Genomic DNA, 16696 nt, shown 5'->3' with positions numbered 1-16696 from the left:
ACGATGTCAGCCATGACCGAACAACGCGCCCTCATCGCCCGGGTCTCCGCCGATTTCTCGGCGATATCGCAGTACATGGCGAGGGTATCGGCAGACCTCAGCGCACTGGACCGCCTGCTGTCCGAACAGCCGCCCTATCCGGTGCCGTACGCGCCGCAGTACCAGTACCAGTACCCGCCCCAAGTCCAGCCGCCTGCTACGCCACCGGCGTACCCGGCACCGGCGTACCCGGCGTACCCGGCGCCACCGGTGGCGCAGAAGGCGCCGCGCGACCAGGGGTGGATAGGCAAGCTGCTCGCCGTCGCGGGTGTTGCCGTCACGCTGATCGGCGTCGTGCTGCTGGTCGTGCTCGCCGCACAGGCAGGCATTTTGCGTCCCGAGATCCGGGTCGCCGGCGGTGCGTTGTTGGCGGGCGCGCTGGTCGGGGTGGGCGTCTGGCTGTACCGGCGGCCCGGTGGCCGGGTCGGGGCCATCGCCCTGGCCGCGACCGGTGTCGCCGCGGCCTACATCGACGTCATCGCGGTGACGACGATCTACGGCTGGGTGTCGGCGCCCGTCGGTCTCGTCACCGCCGCGATCATCGGCGGCGGCGGGCTGACCTTGGCCCGGCGGTGGGACTCACAGCAGCTCGGTGTGCTGGTATTGGTCCCGCTGATCGTGCTGGCTCCCGTGGTGACAGACGGAGTCACGCTGCTGCTCGTGGGCTTCATGCTTGCCCTCGCCGCCGCGTCGCTACCGGTGCAGCTGGGCAAGGATTGGATCTGGCTGCACTGTGCGCGGATCGCCGCCAGTACGTTTCCGCTGCTCCTCGCCCTGCTAGGGCTGTACTTCGACGATCGGAGCGACCTGTGGCTGGTGGGGGCGTGCACCATCGCAGCGGGGCTGGCGGTGGTCGCCGCGCTGATCCTGTTGCCCCGGACCACCAATCGTGTGTTGATGGCGTTGGTGACCGGCGCCGGTGTGCTGCCCGCGCTGTGTGTGGCGCTGGTTGCCGACCGGGTGGTCGCCGCTCTGATGGCGGCCGTCGTGGCGGCGACGTTTCTGGCGATCGTGCTCATCGGCAACCGCGTGGCCGGCGTCGACGGCGCGGTGCGGCCGATCTGGGCGGCGCTGTCGGCGATCTCGGCGACGATCGCGGTGCTGGTCGCGTTCGACGGTTACGTCACAGGTCCGGTCCTGTTGGCCATGGCGATCGTGGTGGCCGTCGCCGCGCGTCGTGAGGCGACTGCACGGTGGGTCGCGCTTGGCCTGGCCGGAGTGGGCGCCGCGTTCTATCTCAGCTATGCACCGCCGAGCTCGCTGATCTACGCCACCGAAACCGATACCGCGACAGCGGTGTCCACGCTGATCGCCAGCCTGCTGTTGATCGCTTTCGCCGTGGTGATCGTGTGGACGCTCGACGGTCCCGATTCGGCTATGTGGGCGGGGGCGGCAGTGGTCGCCGCGTATGCGATGACCACCTTCACCGTCACCGCGGGTGTTCTGATCGGCGGCGAAGAGCGCGGTTTCTTCGCTGGGCACATGGCCGCGACGATCTGCTGGATCGTGATGGCGGCCGCCCTGCTCATTTACGCCGCACGGTTGCCGCGAGCCACTCGATCGTTGCCGATCGGCGGGGGATTGGCGCTGGTCGGGGCGGCGATGGCCAAGCTCTTCCTGTTCGACCTCGGCACGCTGGACGGCATCTTCCGGGTTGCGGTGTTCATCGTCGTCGGCCTGATACTGCTGGGAATGGGCGCCGGCTACGCTCGCCTGCTCGACAAGCAGGACCAGCAACAGGACAACACGTTGTGAGCGTAGTCACAGCGTAATTTGGAGTCATTCCAGATTGGCGGACGTTGATGAGAACATGGGCACACAACGACGCACTGACACAGACGTACACGGATTCCAGGCATCGGCGGAGCTGAGCAAGAACCTCCAGCGGGTCCTGGTCGACCTGATCGAGCTGCACCTGCAGGGCAAGCAGGCACATTGGAACGTCGTCGGTACCAACTTTCGCGACCTCCACCTGCAGCTCGACGAGGTCGTTGACTTCGCGCGCGAAGCCAGCGACACCGTCGCTGAGCGGATGCGGGCGCTATGGGCGGTGCCGGACGGACGGTCGGATACCGTCACCGTAAGCACCACGCTGCCGCAGTTCCCGCCGTACGAACACAGCACCGACGAGGTCGTCGACCTGATCACCGATCGCATCTACGCGGCAGTCGACACCCTGCGCAATGTGCATGACGCGGTGGATGCCGAAGATCCCAGCACCGCCGATATCCTGCACCAGCTCATCGATGGTTTGGAGAAGCTGGCATGGCTCATCAAGTCGGAGAACCGGAAGGTCTAGGACCCACGCGCGCCCCGCGCTCAGCCTAAGAACGCCCCGCGGCCGCACCCTGTTCTACCGCGCCTCGGACGGCATCGTCGTCGCGACGCGCGACCAGGTACCAGGTGTGCATGACGCCCTTGCCCTTGACGTCAACGCCACCGCGCTCTTCGAGTACGAATGCGTGGTTCAGGCGTTCGTACACGTCCTGCGGCACCTGGATCCGGCCCTCGACATCCGTGGTTTCCATGCGCGACGCGACGTTCACGGCGTCACCCCAGACGTCGTAGAAGAACTTGCGCGCGCCGACGACACCCGCCACCACCGGCCCGGCCCCCAGGCCGATTCGTAGCGGCACCGCGTGTCCGTTCGGGTCTTTGAGATCGGCGACGGCCTCGGCCATGTCCAATGCCAGGCATGCCAATGCCTCCATGTGGTCGGGCCGCGGCTCGGGCACTCCGCTGACCACCATGTACGAGTCGCCGCTGGTCTTGACCTTCTCCAGACCGTGCTTGTCGACCAGGAGGTCGAGGTCGGTGTAGAGCCGGTCCAGAAACCGCACGAGGTCGCTCGGCGTGGTGTCGCTTGCACGTTTGGTGTAGTCGGCGATGTCGGCGAACAGGATCGAGGCGTCGTCGTACTTGTCGGCGATGATGTTTCGCGACGGATCCTTGAGCCGCTCGGCGATGGACGCCGGCAAGATGTTGGTCAGCAGTTGCTCGGATCGCTCGTACTCCGCCTCCATGGCCACTCGGGTGCGGCGGATCTCGCGCAGTGCGAACCAGATGGTCGCGATGACGAGGATCCACGCCGTGATCACCGTCAGCGTGAACGAGACCTTGAACGCCCACGGAGGTTGGGTGCCGGTGTCGTTGGGCACGAAGAATTCGAGCAGGACCACCGTCGCGGCGCCGATAGCGGCCAGTATGGAGGCCAGGACAATATGGTCGGGCCCGAGAATCACCAGCACGATGGCCGCGGCCACGACGAAATAGAACTGCAGCCCCGAACCCGTGCCCAGATAGACGCACAGCACCGTGATGGTGAGGTACGAGATCACGAAAAACACCACGGGAGCTACGAGTTCGCCCATGCCGCACATGCGCGGGATCATCACGAAGACGGCCGCGCTGCCCAGGTTGATGGCGGTGACCCACCAGTCCTGACCGATGAAGAGCCCCTGGATGCCGAAGAACGCGGAGATCGCCGCACTGATCATCGCGGTCACGTCAAGCACGCGCCGGTGCCGGGCTGCGCGCTCGGAGAGGAGGCGGGTGCGCCCGGGTCCGCGGCGCTCCACGGCCACGTCGGGCACGCACACTGGCCGGCCTCTCATCGCCACCACCCGAGCCTAGCTTCGAAGTGGCAGCTACCTGCGGTTTTCGCGTGTGCGAGAGAGAGGTTTCGGCGAGTTCGTTTTGTGGACTCTTGTTTTTGCTTCTCGGATGCGTCGCGCCATTGCGTTCGAGTCATTTCGTTTGCTTGAGCACAGACTTGTTGCCGGAAGTGGCCCGCGGGCGCGTCACAGGACCGGGCTGCGAGGTGTCCACGAGATCCGTTGCCGACTCCGCGGCTCGGCACTGCTTGGGTCTCGAACTCGAGCCGTTTACTGCGACCGGAATGCACACCTATAAGCCGACTTATCGGAACTCTGCGTGCCGGAAAGGCGGTTAGGCTTCATTTAGTTGGTCGCCTATGTTGCCAACACCTATCAAGATCGTGGTTCGCGAACCCGGTATCGAAACCTGCGCTTTGGAGGGTTTCGAAATATGTTGTAGAACAGGACATTTCGATCAAGTGGCATTGTAATGCCAGGTGGGATGACAAACCATTTAAATGGACCAAATTATTTGCTAAATCTGCATCGGATTGCATAGTTGAGAAGTGGCGCAACTGGACAGAAGGTCCGCCTGTCGGCGTGTATCCACTACGGCTCAATAGAGTTTCAACTCATCTGTCAATATTCCCCACGGGATTCGAAGCGATGCGATAAATTCATCCGCACGTCCCGTGAAGTGCTCGATGTGGGACAGGACGAGGAGTGGTCATGAGGCCCGTCGGGGACCGCAGGCTGGTGCGATGTGACGCCGCCCCGGAGGTTGCCGTGGACTCTATGGCCTTCCGGAATCGGCACGTCAACAATTTGCTCCTGCTAAGGAACGTGGACGTCGCCAAAGACTTTCGGGCGCCAGGAATCAGCATGCTGCGCGTGATGGTTCTGCCCAGCTGGGACGGCTTGGCCGACGGCGGTGGCTACGGGGGAAGCCGCAACGTGTCGCTCGTCTCAGATCCCTTCATCGCAGCATAGAACGAGGGGTACCTGCTGCGGATCACGTAAGTGGTCCGCAGCAGGTCTGCGCAAATATGGTGACTGGCCTGCCATCCCGAGCGGTTGGGGTGTTTCTGGTGCCCTCGGTGAGACTCGAACTCACACTGGACGGGTTTTGAATCCGTTTCCTCTGCCAATTGGGATACGAGGGCGTTCGCGCGTCGGCAACGCAGCGGCCTTCCACCATAGAGGATGCCCCCGAGGTCGCTGATCGCGGCCGCTACCGCCACAATGTCTTCCATGGCAGTTCCTCCTGAGTCACCGGCCGGCAACGAGAAACCACGACGCGTTCTCGTCGCCGAAGACGAAGCGCTCATCCGGATGGACCTAGCCGAGATGCTGCGCGAAGAGGGTTACGAAATCGTCGGCGAGGCCGGCGACGGGCAGGAGGCCGTCGACCTGGCCGAGAGCCTGAAGCCCGACCTGGTGATCATGGACGTGAAGATGCCTCGTCGCGACGGTATCGATGCCGCATCGGAGATCGCGGGAAAGCGGATCGCTCCGATCGTCATTCTCACCGCGTTCAGTCAGCGCGAGCTCGTCGAGCGGGCCCGCGACGCCGGCGCCATGGCATATCTGGTCAAGCCCTTCAACATCAACGACCTCATTCCGGCCATCGAGGTGGCGGTGAGTCGGTTCAGTGAAATCGCCGCACTGGAGCGTGAAGTCGCCGAGCTGTCGGATCGGTTGGAGACCCGAAAACTGGTCGAGCGCGCGAAGGGTTTGCTGCAAGCCAACCAGGGGATGACCGAGCCTGAGGCGTTCAAGTGGATTCAGCGCGCGGCGATGGATCGCCGTACCACCATGAAGCGCGTAGCTGAGGTCGTACTGGAGACCCTCGACACGCCCACCGACGCGTCCCCGTCGACCTAGCGATTACCCCGGCCAACCGTTAATTGTTCGTTTCCGACGCCGCGGTTTGGCCCGATTGCCCACCAGATCGACACGGTCCCTTCGTCAACATCACGCACTGCCGCCATGTGTTGGCTATGGTCGTCCCGAAGCATCGCCGCCCCCGCCGACCTGGGCAGGGCCGATGATGCCGACGAAAACATTAACCCGGAGGTGAAGCGTGCGCGGTCGCGTGGCACGGAAAGCATGTGCTATCGGTAGCGCAAGTTTGGTTGTGCTCGGCATAGCCGGCTGCCAACAACAATCCGAGCCGAGCGAGGACGGCGCGGCACCCAGTGACCTGAAGATCGTCGAACAGGTCCAGATCGACGAAAACGGCACTGAGGTCAAGCCACCCGAAGGTGTGACGCCGCTTGATCCCGCCGGTGACGGCAACGCACAGTGCCCGCCCGTGTCCCTGGCCATGGCGGGCGCGCTGAACGGGCCGGATGCCGCGCTGGGCATCAACATCAGGAACGGCATCCAGCTCGCCGTCGACCAGCACAACGCCGCCAACAAGGGCTGCCAGGTGCAGTTGAAGACATTCGACACCGAAGGCGATCCGCAGAAGGCCACCCAGGTCGCACCGCAGATCATCAACGACGCCTTCACCATCGGCCTGATCGGACCGGCCTTCTCCGGCGAGACCAACGCCACCGGCGACGTGTTCAACCAGGCCGGCCTGGTTGCCGCCACGGCGTCGGCCACCAACGTCACGCTCTCGGAGAAGGGATGGAAGACCTTCTTCCGCGGCCTGGCCAACGATGGCGTGCAGGGGCCGTCGGTCGCCAACTATTTGAAGAACACACTGGGCCACAAGAAGGTGTGCGTGGTCGACGACAGCACTGACTACGGTCTGGGCCTGGCCCAGGCGGTCCGGGAAACGTTGGGCCCGATTGCCGATTCGGCGTGCAACATCTCGGTGAAGAAGGGCGACAAGGACTTCTCCGCCGCGGTGACTCAGGTGAAGGGCGCCAGCCCAGACTCGGTGTTCTTCGCCGGGTACTACGCCGAGGCGGCTCCGTTCGTCCAGCAGCTCAAGGACGGCGGCTTCGAGGGCACCTTCGTCAGCGCCGACGGCACCAAGGATCCCGAGTTCGTCAAGCAGGCGGGTGAGGCGTCCAAGGATGCGGTTTTGGCCTGCCCCTGCGGCCCCGCCACCGGCACCTTCGCGGAGGATTACAAGAAGGCCTTCAACCAGGAGCCGGGGACCTACAGCGTCGAGGGTTACGATCTGGGCGCGATCCTGCTGAAGGGCATCGACTCCGGCAAGATCACGCGGCCAGACCTGCTGGAGTTCGTGCGTACGTACGACGGCCAGGGCGTCGGTCGCAAGTACCAGTGGACCCCGACGGGCGAGCTGACCACGACATTGATCTGGATCTACAAAGTTCAGTAGGAAGCTGCTCGAGACGCGTCCGAGACCAAAGGGCTCGGGCGCGTTCTCGTTCGCACAGTGAATTTGCAAGGAGCCGCCGCCGGTGATTTCCCAGTGCGTGGACCACGGAGCCCAGTACGCCTGTCTGGCCGCGAACATCAACTTCAACCTCGACGGCCTGCGAAATGGCTTCTGGCAGTTGACGATCGACGGCCTGTCCTGGGGCGCGATCTACGCGCTGGTGGCTGTCGGCTACACGCTGGTGTTCGGAGTGCTCCGTCTGATCAACTTCGCGCATTCCGAGATCTTCATGCTCGGCATGTTCGGCGCCTATTTCTGCCTCGACATCATCCTGGGTTTCACCCCGAGCGGTAACGACTACGAGAAAGGCGTAGCGCTCACGGTGCTGTACCTCGGCGTCGCAATGCTTTTCGCGATGCTGGTGTCGGGCTCGGCGGCGGTCGGCCTGGAGTTCATCGCGTACCGGCCGCTGCGAAAACGTGGGGCGCGATCCTTGACGTTTTTGATCACGGCGATCGGTATGTCGTTCGTGCTGCAGGAGTTCGTGCACTTCGTGCTGCCCAAGCTGCTCCCGGGTTACGGCGGTAGCAACGCTCAGCAGCCGATCATCTTGATGCAGCCCAAGACGCAGTTCACCATCTTCGGTGCGACGGTCTCCAACGTCACGTTGGTGATCGTCGCCTCCGCGCTGATCTTCGCCCTGCTGACCGATATGGCGATCAATCGAACGAAGTTCGGCCGGGGCATCCGCGCCGTCGCCCAGGACCCCACCACGGCGACCCTGATGGGCGTCTCCCGCGAACGCATCATCATGACGACGTTCCTGCTCGGTGGTCTGCTCGCCGGTGCGGCCGCGCTGCTGTACACGCTGAAGGTGCCGCAGGGGATCATCTACTCCGGCGGATTCCTGCTCGGCATCAAGGCATTCTCCGCCGCCGTCCTCGGCGGTATCGGCAACCTGCGCGGCGCGCTATTGGGTGGACTGCTGCTCGGGATCATGGAGAACTACGGGCAGGCGGTGTTCGGTACCCAGTGGCGCGACGTGGTGGCGTTCGTCCTGCTCGTTCTGGTGCTGCTGATTCGGCCGACCGGAATACTCGGTGAAAGCCTTGGGAAGGCACGAGCATGAGCGCCAACGAGAAACCGAAGCCGGGATCATCCTGGTCCGACAGGTTGCTGGCGCCCGGCGACGGGCTGCGTCAGTGGTGGGATCGGCTGTCCCGCGTACAGAAGTGGGGTTTCGGCGTCATCGGCTTCGGACTGCTGGCGTTGCTGCCGCTGTTCCCGCCGCCGTTCCTGAACACGCCGAACATCAGCTTCGGCGGCACGATGGCGCAGTTCGCGATGGTGGCAATCATCGCGATCGGCCTCAACGTCGTGGTGGGCCAAACCGGTCTGCTCGACCTCGGATACGTCGGCTTCTACGCTGTCGGCGCCTACACCGTCGCGCTGCTGACCAGTCCGAACAGCCCATGGAACCGCACCGGCCCGGACGGATGGTTCGACGAGAGTTGGGCGTGGCTCGCGTGTGTGCCGTTGGCGATGGCCATCACCGCGTTGAGCGGACTGATCCTCGGCTCGCCGACGCTGCGGCTCCGCGGCGACTACCTGGCCATCGTCACGCTCGGGTTCGGCGAGATCATCCGGCTGCTCGCCGACAACCTCGCCGACGTCACCAACGGGCCCCGCGGTCTCAACGAGGTCGCCTATCCGCGGGTGGGCCAAACCGAGCAGTTGCCCGACGGAGTCTTCTCCAGCGGAAACTCGATGGGCGACGCGAATTACGGCACCTGGTGGTTCTGGCTGGGCATCGTGATGATCGTCATCATTCTTCTGCTCGTGGGCAACCTGGAGCGCAGCCGAGTCGGACGGGCCTGGGTGGCCATCCGCGAAGACGAAGACGCCGCGGAAGTCATGGGTGTCAACACGTTCAAGTTCAAATTGTGGGCGTTCGTGATCGGCGCAGCCATCGGCGGGCTGTCCGGAGCGCTCTACGCCGGCCAAGTGCAGTACGTTGCACCGCCGACGTTCAACATCATCAACTCGATGCTGTTTCTGTGTGCGGTGGTGCTCGGCGGGCAGGGCAACAAACTCGGCGTGGTGTTCGGCGCGTTCATCATCGTCTATCTGCCGAACCGCCTACTGGGCGTGGAATTCCTCGGGATCAATCTCGGTGACCTCAAATACCTGTTCTTCGGGATGGCGCTCGTCGCGCTGATGATCTTCCGGCCCCAGGGTCTGTTCCCGGCGCGTCAGCAACTACTCGCCTACGGCAAGGCCGCGCGCGATTTCCTGCGGTCGCCCGAGAAAGAGTCGGCGAAATGAGTATCGAGGAACTGGCAGGCGTCCACCGTGAGATCGAGGCGGCCGAGGGCGAAACACTGCTGCAGACAGAGGATTTGACGGTCAAGTTCGGCGGTCTGACCGCGCTGGATTCGGTTACCTTCGATATTCGGCGCGGTGAGATCCTCGGAATGATCGGTCCGAACGGCGCGGGCAAGACAACGTGCTTCAACGCCATCACCGGGGTGTACCGGCCTACGTCCGGCACGGTGACGTTCGACGGCGCCCCGTTGGGCCGCATCAAACGCCACCAGATCACCCGTCGCGGTATCGCCCGTACGTTCCAGAACATCCGACTGTGGGGCGAGATGACCGCGCTGGAGAACGTCATGGTCGGCACGGACGCACGACACTTCACGTCGGTGCCGGGTGCGCTCGTGCGTACTCCGCGCCATCGCCGGGAGGAGCACTCGGCGATCGAGCGTTCGGCGGCCCTGCTGCATTTCGTCGGGATAGCTCATCGCGGCGAGGAGAAGGCGAAGAACCTGCCCTACGGCGATCAACGACGGTTGGAGATCGCCCGCGCGCTGGCCACCGAACCGAAGCTGCTGTGCCTCGACGAGCCTGCCGCGGGATTCAATCCCCGCGAGAAGGCCGCGCTGATCGAGCTGATTCAGAAGATCCGAGACGACGGCTACACCGTACTGCTCATCGAGCACGACATGCGGCTGGTCATGGGGGTGACCGACCGCATCGTCGTACTGGAGTTCGGCCGCAAGATCGCCGACGGCCTGCCGGCCGAGATCCGCGAGGACCCCAAGGTCATCGCGGCGTATTTGGGAGTGCCAGATGACGACATCGAATGACGACAGGCCGATCTTGCTCGAGGTGCGCGACCTGGTCGTGCAATATGGCCGGATCCGTGCGCTGCACGGCATTTCGCTGCAGGTCCGGGAGGGCGAATTGGTGACCCTGCTCGGCTCCAACGGAGCGGGCAAGACGACGACGATGCGCGCGATCTCCGGCCTGCTGCCGTTGACGTCGGGGTCGGTGTGGTTCGAAGGTGCCGACATCTCCAAGGTCAAAGCCCATCACCGGGCAGTTCGAGGTTTGGTGCAGGCACCGGAGGGCCGCGGAGTGTTTCCGGGTATGACGGTGATCGAGAACCTTGAAATGGGTTGCTACGGGAGAAAGTTCGCGTCCAAGGCCGAGCATCGGGAACGGCTTGACTGGATTTTGGAGACGTTCCCTCGGCTGGCGGAACGGCGAAGCCAGGTCGGCGGAACACTCTCGGGTGGCGAACAGCAGATGCTCGCGATCGGCCGTGCGCTGATGGCCCGGCCGCGAGTGCTGCTACTCGACGAGCCGTCTATGGGCTTGGCGCCGATGGTGATATCGCAGATCTTCAAGATCATCGCCGAAATCAACGCCAGCGGTACCACGGTGCTGCTGGTGGAGCAGAACGCCCAGCAGGCGCTGAGCCGATCCGACCGCGCCTACATTTTGGAGACCGGCGAGGTGACCCGCAGCGGTGTGGCACGGGAACTGTTGGCGGACGACAGCATTCGCGCCGCCTACCTCGGCGTCGCCTAGCTCGGTTCCCGCGAGCGACCGTGTCTGTACACCGACACGCCGCCGAGGGTGTGCACTTTGCGGTCGCTCGCGCTCAACGCGTGGTGCGCACCTGTAGGGCATCGAGGACGTCGGCCTGCGAAGTCGGCACCTCGATGCGCATTACCAGTTCGTCGCGGGTCAGGTCGAAATCGAACGTGAAGAACGAGCAGCATTCACTCTCACGCTGCGCCAGATCGCGCGCGGCGGACTCGACATCGGCGGGCAGGCAGAGATCCAGGCGTGTCAGGTGCACTCGCTTCGATCGCAGTACCAACCTGAACAGGTCGTCGAATTCGGCGACTCGCAAGGGGCGTTCGGACGTCGGCAGTGTGCACGCATCCGGCGCCCAGTCGTCCGTTTCGCTCATCGCCCGAATCTAGCGCGCGACGACCACTGACGAGCCGTGCCCGAACAATCCCTGGTTGGCGGTGACACCGACCTTGGCGCCTTCGACCTGACGGCCGGTGGCCTGTCCCTTGAGCTGCCAGGTGAGCTCGCAGACCTGCGCGATCGCCTGTGCCGGAATGGCCTCGCCGAAGCAGGCCAGTCCACCCGAAGCGTTGACCGGGATCTTGCCGCCGATGGTCGTCGCGCCGCTGCGCAGCAGCTTCTCGGCCTCGCCCTTGGGGCACAGGCCCAGATGCTCGTACCAGTCCAATTCCAGTGCGGTGGACAGGTCGTACACCTCGGCAAGACTGAGGTCTTCGGGCCCGATGCCTGCCTCGGCATAAGCGGCGTCGAGAATCTGATCCTTGAACACCCGATCGGGCGCGGGCACCGCCGCGGTGGAATCCGTTGCGATGTCCGGCAATTCCGGCAGGTGCTGCGGGTACTGCGGCGTTTGGAGGCTCACCGCACGCACCGAAGGCACACCCTCGAGCGATCCGAGATGCTTCTCGGCGAACGACTTGCTGGCCACTATCAACGCGGCCGCTCCGTCGGAAGTGGCGCAAATGTCAAGCAGGCGAAGCGGATCGGAGACCACCGGGCTGGCCAGCACGTCGTCGACCGAGCTTTCCTTGCGGTACCGCGCGTTCGGATTGTCCAGCCCGTGCTTGGCGTTCTTGACCTTCACCTGGGCGAAATCCTCGAGCGTCGCGCCGTAGAGGTCCATGCGACGGCGCGCCAGTAGCGCGAAGTACACGGTGTTAGTCGCACCGATCAAATGGAAACGCTGCCAGTCGGGGTCGTTCTTGCGTTCGCCGCCGACCGGGGCGAAGAAGCCCTTGGGGGTGGTGTCCGCACCGATCACCAGCGCGACGTCGCAGAAGCCTGCGAGGATCTGAGCCCGCGCGCTCTGCAACGCCTGCGAGCCGCTCGCGCACGCCGCGTAGCTGGAGGTGACGGGGACGCCGTTCCAGCCCAGCTTCTGCGCGAACGTCGCGCCTGCGACGAATCCCGGATATCCGTTGCGGATCGTGTCGGCACCTGCGACGAGCTGGATCTGGCGCCAATCCAGGCCGGCCTCCGCGAGCGCGGCCCGGGCCGCGACGACGCCGTACTCGGTGAAGTCACGGCCCCACTTGCCCCACGGGTGCATACCCGCACCCAGGATGTACACCGGTTCTGGACTCATGACGCGATCCTCCAGGCGTGTACGACGCGCTCGATGCCGTCGTCGTCGACAAACAGCGGCATGGTGGTCAGTTCCATCTCGATGCCGACCTTCAAGTCAGCCGCGAGTGTCCCCTCGACGACCTTGCCCAACACGATGATGCCCTCGTCGGCCAGCTGAACGGCGGCCACGGCGAACGGCTCGAACGGATCCGGCGACGGATACGGAGGCGGTGGGGCATAACGGTTTTCGGTGTAGCTCCACAGCGTCCCCCGTCGGGACAGCGGGACCTGGGCCAACTCGTCGCCGTTACAGGCCGGATTGGGGCAGTTGTTGGCACGCGGGGGGAACACGAACGTCCCGCACCGATGGCACTTGCTGCCGATCAGATACGCGGCGCCCGATTCGTCGGTGGCGAACCACCCGTCGACCGCGGGCTGAGTAGATGCTGACACGCGGTCAGCCTAACGAACCGGGCCCTGGAACTGAAACGTGTTCCAGTTTGGCCCCGGGCCTGCAGCAGGATCTGCGTAATTGGGATCGGTAGCCGCGGCGACCATCTGTACTGAGTGCACCGGCGTCGCCAACGAGGCGCGCCCACGAGATTGGAGACCACCAATGGGATTCTTCGACAAGGCGAAGCAGGCCGCGCAGCAGGCCAGTCAGGCATTCGCGCAGCCGCAGGGTGACGGGCAGGTGCACGTCCGGGGCGCTGGACCCATCGATCCGGCCATCATGGGCGGCCCGTCGACCCGCTCGGTGTCGACCGACGACCCGATCTGGCAGCCCATCAACGGCATCTCGCTGCAGGACTACGCCGAGCTGGCTCGCGACGCGCAGGCCCGGGGCATCAACGACGAGGCCGGCATGATCACCCTCGCCCAGGAGCGCGGCTGGGATCCCGCGGACACGAAGGCCGCACTCGACGGCTGGGTGCAGCGGATGGGCCAGTCGATGGCCGTCGGCCAGCAGTTCCGCAAGTTCCTCGGCTACTGATCGGGGTCGGTCAACATGCCCAACCCGTTCAAGGACTGGGCGCGGATGTACGGCGCCAACAAGCAGTACCTGGAGTCGCAGGGCCGCCCGTCGTCGTTCTTCGGCCAGATCGGGGACATCCCCAACCGCATTCACGAGGCCGCCGATGCCACCGAGATCGGCATGAAGATGATGCGCCATTCGCAGTTGACGAACGGTGGCGGCGTGCCCGCCACCGTCACCGTCGAAGGCGTCTGGGAGGTCGGGTCCTACATGAACATGTCACCGGTCCTACGCATCCAGGGGCAGGTGGTGCGCGAGGACGGAACCGCGCCGTACGGCGCGGTCTTCGACGAGGTCGTCGCGCAGATGCATGTCGCGCGTGCGCAGCCGGGCATGACGCTTGCGGTGTTCGTCGACCCGCAGAATCCGACGGACATGGCGATCGACTGGATTCGCACCGGCCGGATTTAGTCCTCGGCGGCTACAGCGTGTCGGCGGCCGTGCATAGAGTAGGGCCGTGACCGCGAGCGCAACGACCGAGAAGGCCACCGAAAAGCCGACATTGATGCTGCTGGACGGCAATTCGTTGGCGTTCCGGGCGTTTTACGCGCTGCCCGCCGAGAACTTCAAGACCCAGGGCGGCCTGACCACCAACGCGGTGTATGGCTTCACCGCGATGCTGATCAACCTGCTGCGCGACGAGCAGCCCTCCCACATCGCTGCAGCGTTCGACGTGTCGCGGCAGACGTTCCGCCTGGAGAAGTACCCGGAGTACAAGGCGGGCCGGTCGGCCACCCCCGATGAGTTCCGCGGCCAGATCGACATCACCAAGGAGGTGCTCGGCGCGCTCGGCATCACGGTGCTGGCCGAGCCAGGCTTCGAGGCCGACGACGTGATCGCCACGCTGGCGACCCAGGCCGAAAACGAGGGCTACCGGGTGCTGGTGGTGACGGGTGACCGTGACTCGCTGCAGCTGGTCAGCGACGACGTGACGGTGCTGTACCCGCGCAAAGGCGTCAGCGAGCTGACTCGGTTCACCCCGGACGCCGTGCTGGAGAAGTATGGGCTCACCCCGCAGCAGTATCCCGACTTCGCGGCCCTGCGCGGCGACCCGAGCGACAACCTGCCCGGCATTCCGGGTGTGGGGGAGAAGACCGCCACGAAGTGGATCGCCGAATACGGGTCGCTGCAGACGCTGGTCGACCGGGTGGACACCGTCAAGGGCAAGGTCGGTGATGCGCTGCGGGCGAATCTGTCGTCCGTCGTGCTCAACCGTGAACTCACCGACCTGGTCAAGGACGTTCCGCTGGCCCAGACCCCCGACACGTTACGGATGCAGCCGTGGGATCGTGACCAGATCCACCGCCTGTTCGACGATCTCGAATTCCGGGTACTTCGCGACAGGCTGTTCGACACGCTGGCCTCTGCGGACCCCGAAGTCGATCAGGGCTTCGACGTACGCGGCGGCGCGCTCGAGTCCGGCGAGTTGGCGGCCTGGCTGGCCGAACACGGATCCGGCAAGCGGTTCGGGATGGCCGTTGTCGGTACGCATTTGGCATTCGACGCCGACGCCACCGCGTTGGCGATCGTCGCGGCCGACGGTGACGGTCGCTACCTCGATACGGCGACGTTGCAGTCCGACGACGAGGCCGCGCTCGCGTCGTGGCTGGCCGATCCGAGCCAGCCGAAGGCACTGCATGAGGCCAAGCTGGCGATGCACGACCTCGAGGGTCGCGGCTGGAAGCTCGCCGGCGTCACGTCCGACACCGCGCTCGCCGCCTATCTGGTGCGCCCGGGGCAACGCAGTTTCGCGCTCGACGACCTATCGCTGCGGTACCTGAAACGTGAGCTCCGTGCGGATAACCCTGAGCAGCAACAGCTTTCCCTGCTCGATGACACCGACGGCGTTGACGAGCAGGCCGTCCAGACGGTGATCCTGCGCGCGAGCGCGGTGATGGACCTCGCCGACGCCCTGGACGAGGAACTGGCGCGCATCGACTCGTCGGCGCTGCTGGGCAGCATGGAACTGCCGGTGCAGCGTGCGCTCGCCGAGATGGAGTCCGCGGGCATCGCCGTGGATCTGAAGCAACTTGCGGAACTGCAGAGCGAGTTCGCTGATCAGATTCGCGACGCCGCCGAAGCGGCGTACGCGGTGATCGGCAAACAGATCAATCTCGGCTCACCGAAACAGCTACAGGTCGTGCTGTTCGACGAGTTGGAGATGCCGAAGACCAAACGGACCAAGACCGGCTACACCACCGACGCGGATGCGCTGCAGAGTCTTTTTGACAAAACCGGGCATCCGTTCCTGCAGCATCTGCTGGCGCACCGCGACGCAACCCGACTCAAGGTCACCGTCGACGGGTTGCTCAATGCGGTCGCCTCGGATGGTCGCATCCACACGACGTTCAACCAGACGATCGCCGCCACGGGCAGGCTTTCGTCGACCGAGCCGAACCTGCAGAACATTCCGATCCGTACCGAAGCGGGCCGTCGAATCCGGGATGCCTTCGTCGTCGGCAAGGGTTACGCCGAGCTCATGACGGCCGATTACAGCCAGATCGAGATGCGCATCATGGCGCATCTTTCCAAGGACGAGGGTCTGATCGAGGCGTTCAACACCGGCGAGGACTTGCATTCGTTCGTCGCATCACGGGCGTTCGGCGTGCCCATCGACGAGGTCACCGCGGAGCTGCGGCGCCGGGTGAAGGCGATGTCGTACGGGCTCGCCTACGGGCTGAGCGCATACGGCCTGGCCGCGCAGCTGAAGATCAGCACCGAGGAAGCCAAAGAGCAGATGGAGCAGTACTTCGACCGGTTCGGAGGCATCCGCGATTACCTGCGCGACGTTGTCGATCAGGCACGCAAGGACGGCTACACGTCGACGGTGTTCGGGCGTCGCCGCTACTTGCCGGAGCTGGACAGCAGCAACCGCAACGTGCGCGAGGCCGCCGAACGCGCCGCGCTCAACGCGCCGATCCAGGGCAGCGCCGCCGACATCATCAAGGTCGCGATGATCAACGTCGACACCGCCCTCAAGGACGCCGAGCTGAAGTCGCGCATGCTGCTACAGGTCCACGACGAGCTGCTGTTCGAGATAGCCGACGGTGAACGCGATGCGGTTGAGAAGCTGGTCCGCGAGCAGATGGGCAACGCCTACCCGCTCGACGTTCCGCTGGAGGTCTCCGTCGGCTACGGCCGAAGCTGGGACGCCGCGGCCCACTAGCGGGCGTCAGCCGCGGGCCGCTGCCACTGTCCTCGCACACCACGCAACTCGACGCTGCCGCGGGGCATCGTGCCCGATCCATCGACAAATCATCGCTATCCACG

The 16696-nt window shown here is 64.8% G+C and carries 16 protein-coding genes and 1 tRNA gene; 12 read left to right on the top strand and 5 right to left on the bottom strand.

Going from position 1 to position 16696, the window contains the following annotated elements; genetic code table 11:
- The first annotated feature begins 12 nt into the window (after positions 1-12).
- Both M1248_RS26435 and M1248_RS26430 read left to right on the top strand, forming a co-directional pair.
- Positions 13-1794, top strand: a complete 1782-nt coding sequence (locus M1248_RS26435) for a DUF2339 domain-containing protein (RefSeq protein WP_317150191.1) — start codon at positions 13-15, stop codon at positions 1792-1794.
- 55 nt (positions 1795-1849) lie between these two features.
- Positions 1850-2338, top strand: coding sequence for a DNA starvation/stationary phase protection protein (locus M1248_RS26430; protein WP_317150190.1), 489 nt, complete (start codon positions 1850-1852; stop codon positions 2336-2338).
- Between the two features lie 25 nt (positions 2339-2363).
- On the opposite strand, the gene M1248_RS26425 is transcribed toward M1248_RS26430, so the two are convergent.
- Positions 2364-3653, bottom strand: a complete 1290-nt coding sequence (locus tag M1248_RS26425; RefSeq protein ID WP_163729151.1) for an adenylate/guanylate cyclase domain-containing protein — start codon at positions 3651-3653, stop codon at positions 2364-2366.
- Positions 3654-4364: 711 nt separating this feature from the next.
- Between M1248_RS26425 and M1248_RS26420 the strand changes: the two genes are divergently transcribed.
- Positions 4365-4625 (top strand): hypothetical protein, encoded by a 261-nt coding sequence (locus M1248_RS26420; protein ID WP_317150189.1) that lies wholly within the window; start codon positions 4365-4367, stop codon positions 4623-4625.
- Positions 4626-4721: 96 nt separating this feature from the next.
- On the opposite strand, the gene M1248_RS26415 is transcribed toward M1248_RS26420, so the two are convergent.
- Positions 4722-4798, bottom strand: a tRNA-Leu gene (locus tag M1248_RS26415).
- Positions 4799-4886: 88 nt separating this feature from the next.
- Here M1248_RS26415 and M1248_RS26410 point away from each other — a divergent pair.
- From M1248_RS26410 to M1248_RS26385, 6 genes are all read left to right on the top strand, one after another.
- Complete coding sequence (locus M1248_RS26410) at positions 4887-5519, top strand: ANTAR domain-containing response regulator (RefSeq protein WP_163729078.1); 633 nt, start codon at positions 4887-4889, stop codon at positions 5517-5519.
- 199 nt (positions 5520-5718) lie between these two features.
- Positions 5719-6936: a branched-chain amino acid ABC transporter substrate-binding protein gene (locus tag M1248_RS26405; protein WP_317150188.1), complete on the top strand. Its 1218-nt coding sequence runs from the start codon at positions 5719-5721 to the stop codon at positions 6934-6936.
- An 82-nt stretch (positions 6937-7018) separates the two neighbouring features.
- Positions 7019-8065, top strand: coding sequence for a branched-chain amino acid ABC transporter permease (locus tag M1248_RS26400; protein ID WP_163729071.1), 1047 nt, complete (start codon positions 7019-7021; stop codon positions 8063-8065).
- A complete protein-coding gene (locus M1248_RS26395) occupies positions 8062-9261 on the top strand; it encodes a branched-chain amino acid ABC transporter permease (RefSeq protein ID WP_163729068.1) in 1200 nt (399 codons plus the stop codon). The genes M1248_RS26400 and M1248_RS26395 overlap by 4 nt, the downstream gene beginning before the upstream one ends.
- Complete coding sequence (locus M1248_RS26390) at positions 9258-10085, top strand: ABC transporter ATP-binding protein (protein WP_163729063.1); 828 nt, start codon at positions 9258-9260, stop codon at positions 10083-10085. Before M1248_RS26395 ends, M1248_RS26390 begins: the two co-directional genes overlap by 4 nt.
- Positions 10069-10812 (top strand): ABC transporter ATP-binding protein, encoded by a 744-nt coding sequence (locus M1248_RS26385; protein ID WP_163729060.1) that lies wholly within the window; start codon positions 10069-10071, stop codon positions 10810-10812. The genes M1248_RS26390 and M1248_RS26385 overlap by 17 nt, the downstream gene beginning before the upstream one ends.
- Before the next feature lie 73 nt (positions 10813-10885).
- Here M1248_RS26385 and M1248_RS26380 read toward each other — a convergent pair whose 3' ends face one another.
- The 3 genes from M1248_RS26380 to M1248_RS26370 are packed head-to-tail and all read right to left on the bottom strand — an operon-like array spanning position 10886 to position 12843.
- Complete coding sequence (locus tag M1248_RS26380) at positions 10886-11200, bottom strand: hypothetical protein (RefSeq protein ID WP_317150187.1); 315 nt, start codon at positions 11198-11200, stop codon at positions 10886-10888.
- 9 nt (positions 11201-11209) lie between these two features.
- Entirely contained in the window at positions 11210-12409 is a 1200-nt protein-coding gene (locus M1248_RS26375) for a lipid-transfer protein (RefSeq protein ID WP_317150186.1), read from the bottom strand.
- Entirely contained in the window at positions 12406-12843 is a 438-nt protein-coding gene (locus tag M1248_RS26370; protein WP_317150185.1) for a Zn-ribbon domain-containing OB-fold protein, read from the bottom strand. The genes M1248_RS26375 and M1248_RS26370 overlap by 4 nt, the downstream gene beginning before the upstream one ends.
- A gap of 163 nt (positions 12844-13006) precedes the next feature.
- Here M1248_RS26370 and M1248_RS26365 point away from each other — a divergent pair, with 163 nt between their 5' ends.
- The 3 genes from M1248_RS26365 to polA all read left to right on the top strand — a co-directional run bounded on the left by M1248_RS26365 (position 13007) and on the right by polA (position 16592).
- Entirely contained in the window at positions 13007-13384 is a 378-nt protein-coding gene (locus M1248_RS26365; RefSeq protein WP_163729047.1) for a hypothetical protein, read from the top strand.
- A 15-nt stretch (positions 13385-13399) separates the two neighbouring features.
- On the top strand, positions 13400-13837 hold the full coding sequence (locus tag M1248_RS26360; protein WP_317150184.1) for a hypothetical protein: 438 nt from the start codon (positions 13400-13402) through the stop codon (positions 13835-13837).
- A gap of 94 nt (positions 13838-13931) precedes the next feature.
- Positions 13932-16592 (top strand): DNA polymerase I, encoded by a 2661-nt coding sequence (polA, locus tag M1248_RS26355; protein WP_317150205.1) that lies wholly within the window; start codon positions 13932-13934, stop codon positions 16590-16592.
- Positions 16593-16696 lie beyond the last annotated feature (104 nt).

Origin of the sequence: Mycobacterium sp. 29Ha (assembly GCF_032883055.1) — a bacterium.
GTDB lineage: Bacteria > Actinomycetota > Actinomycetes > Mycobacteriales > Mycobacteriaceae > Mycobacterium > Mycobacterium gallinarum.
This window is presented reverse-complemented; position numbering and strand designations above follow the sequence as displayed.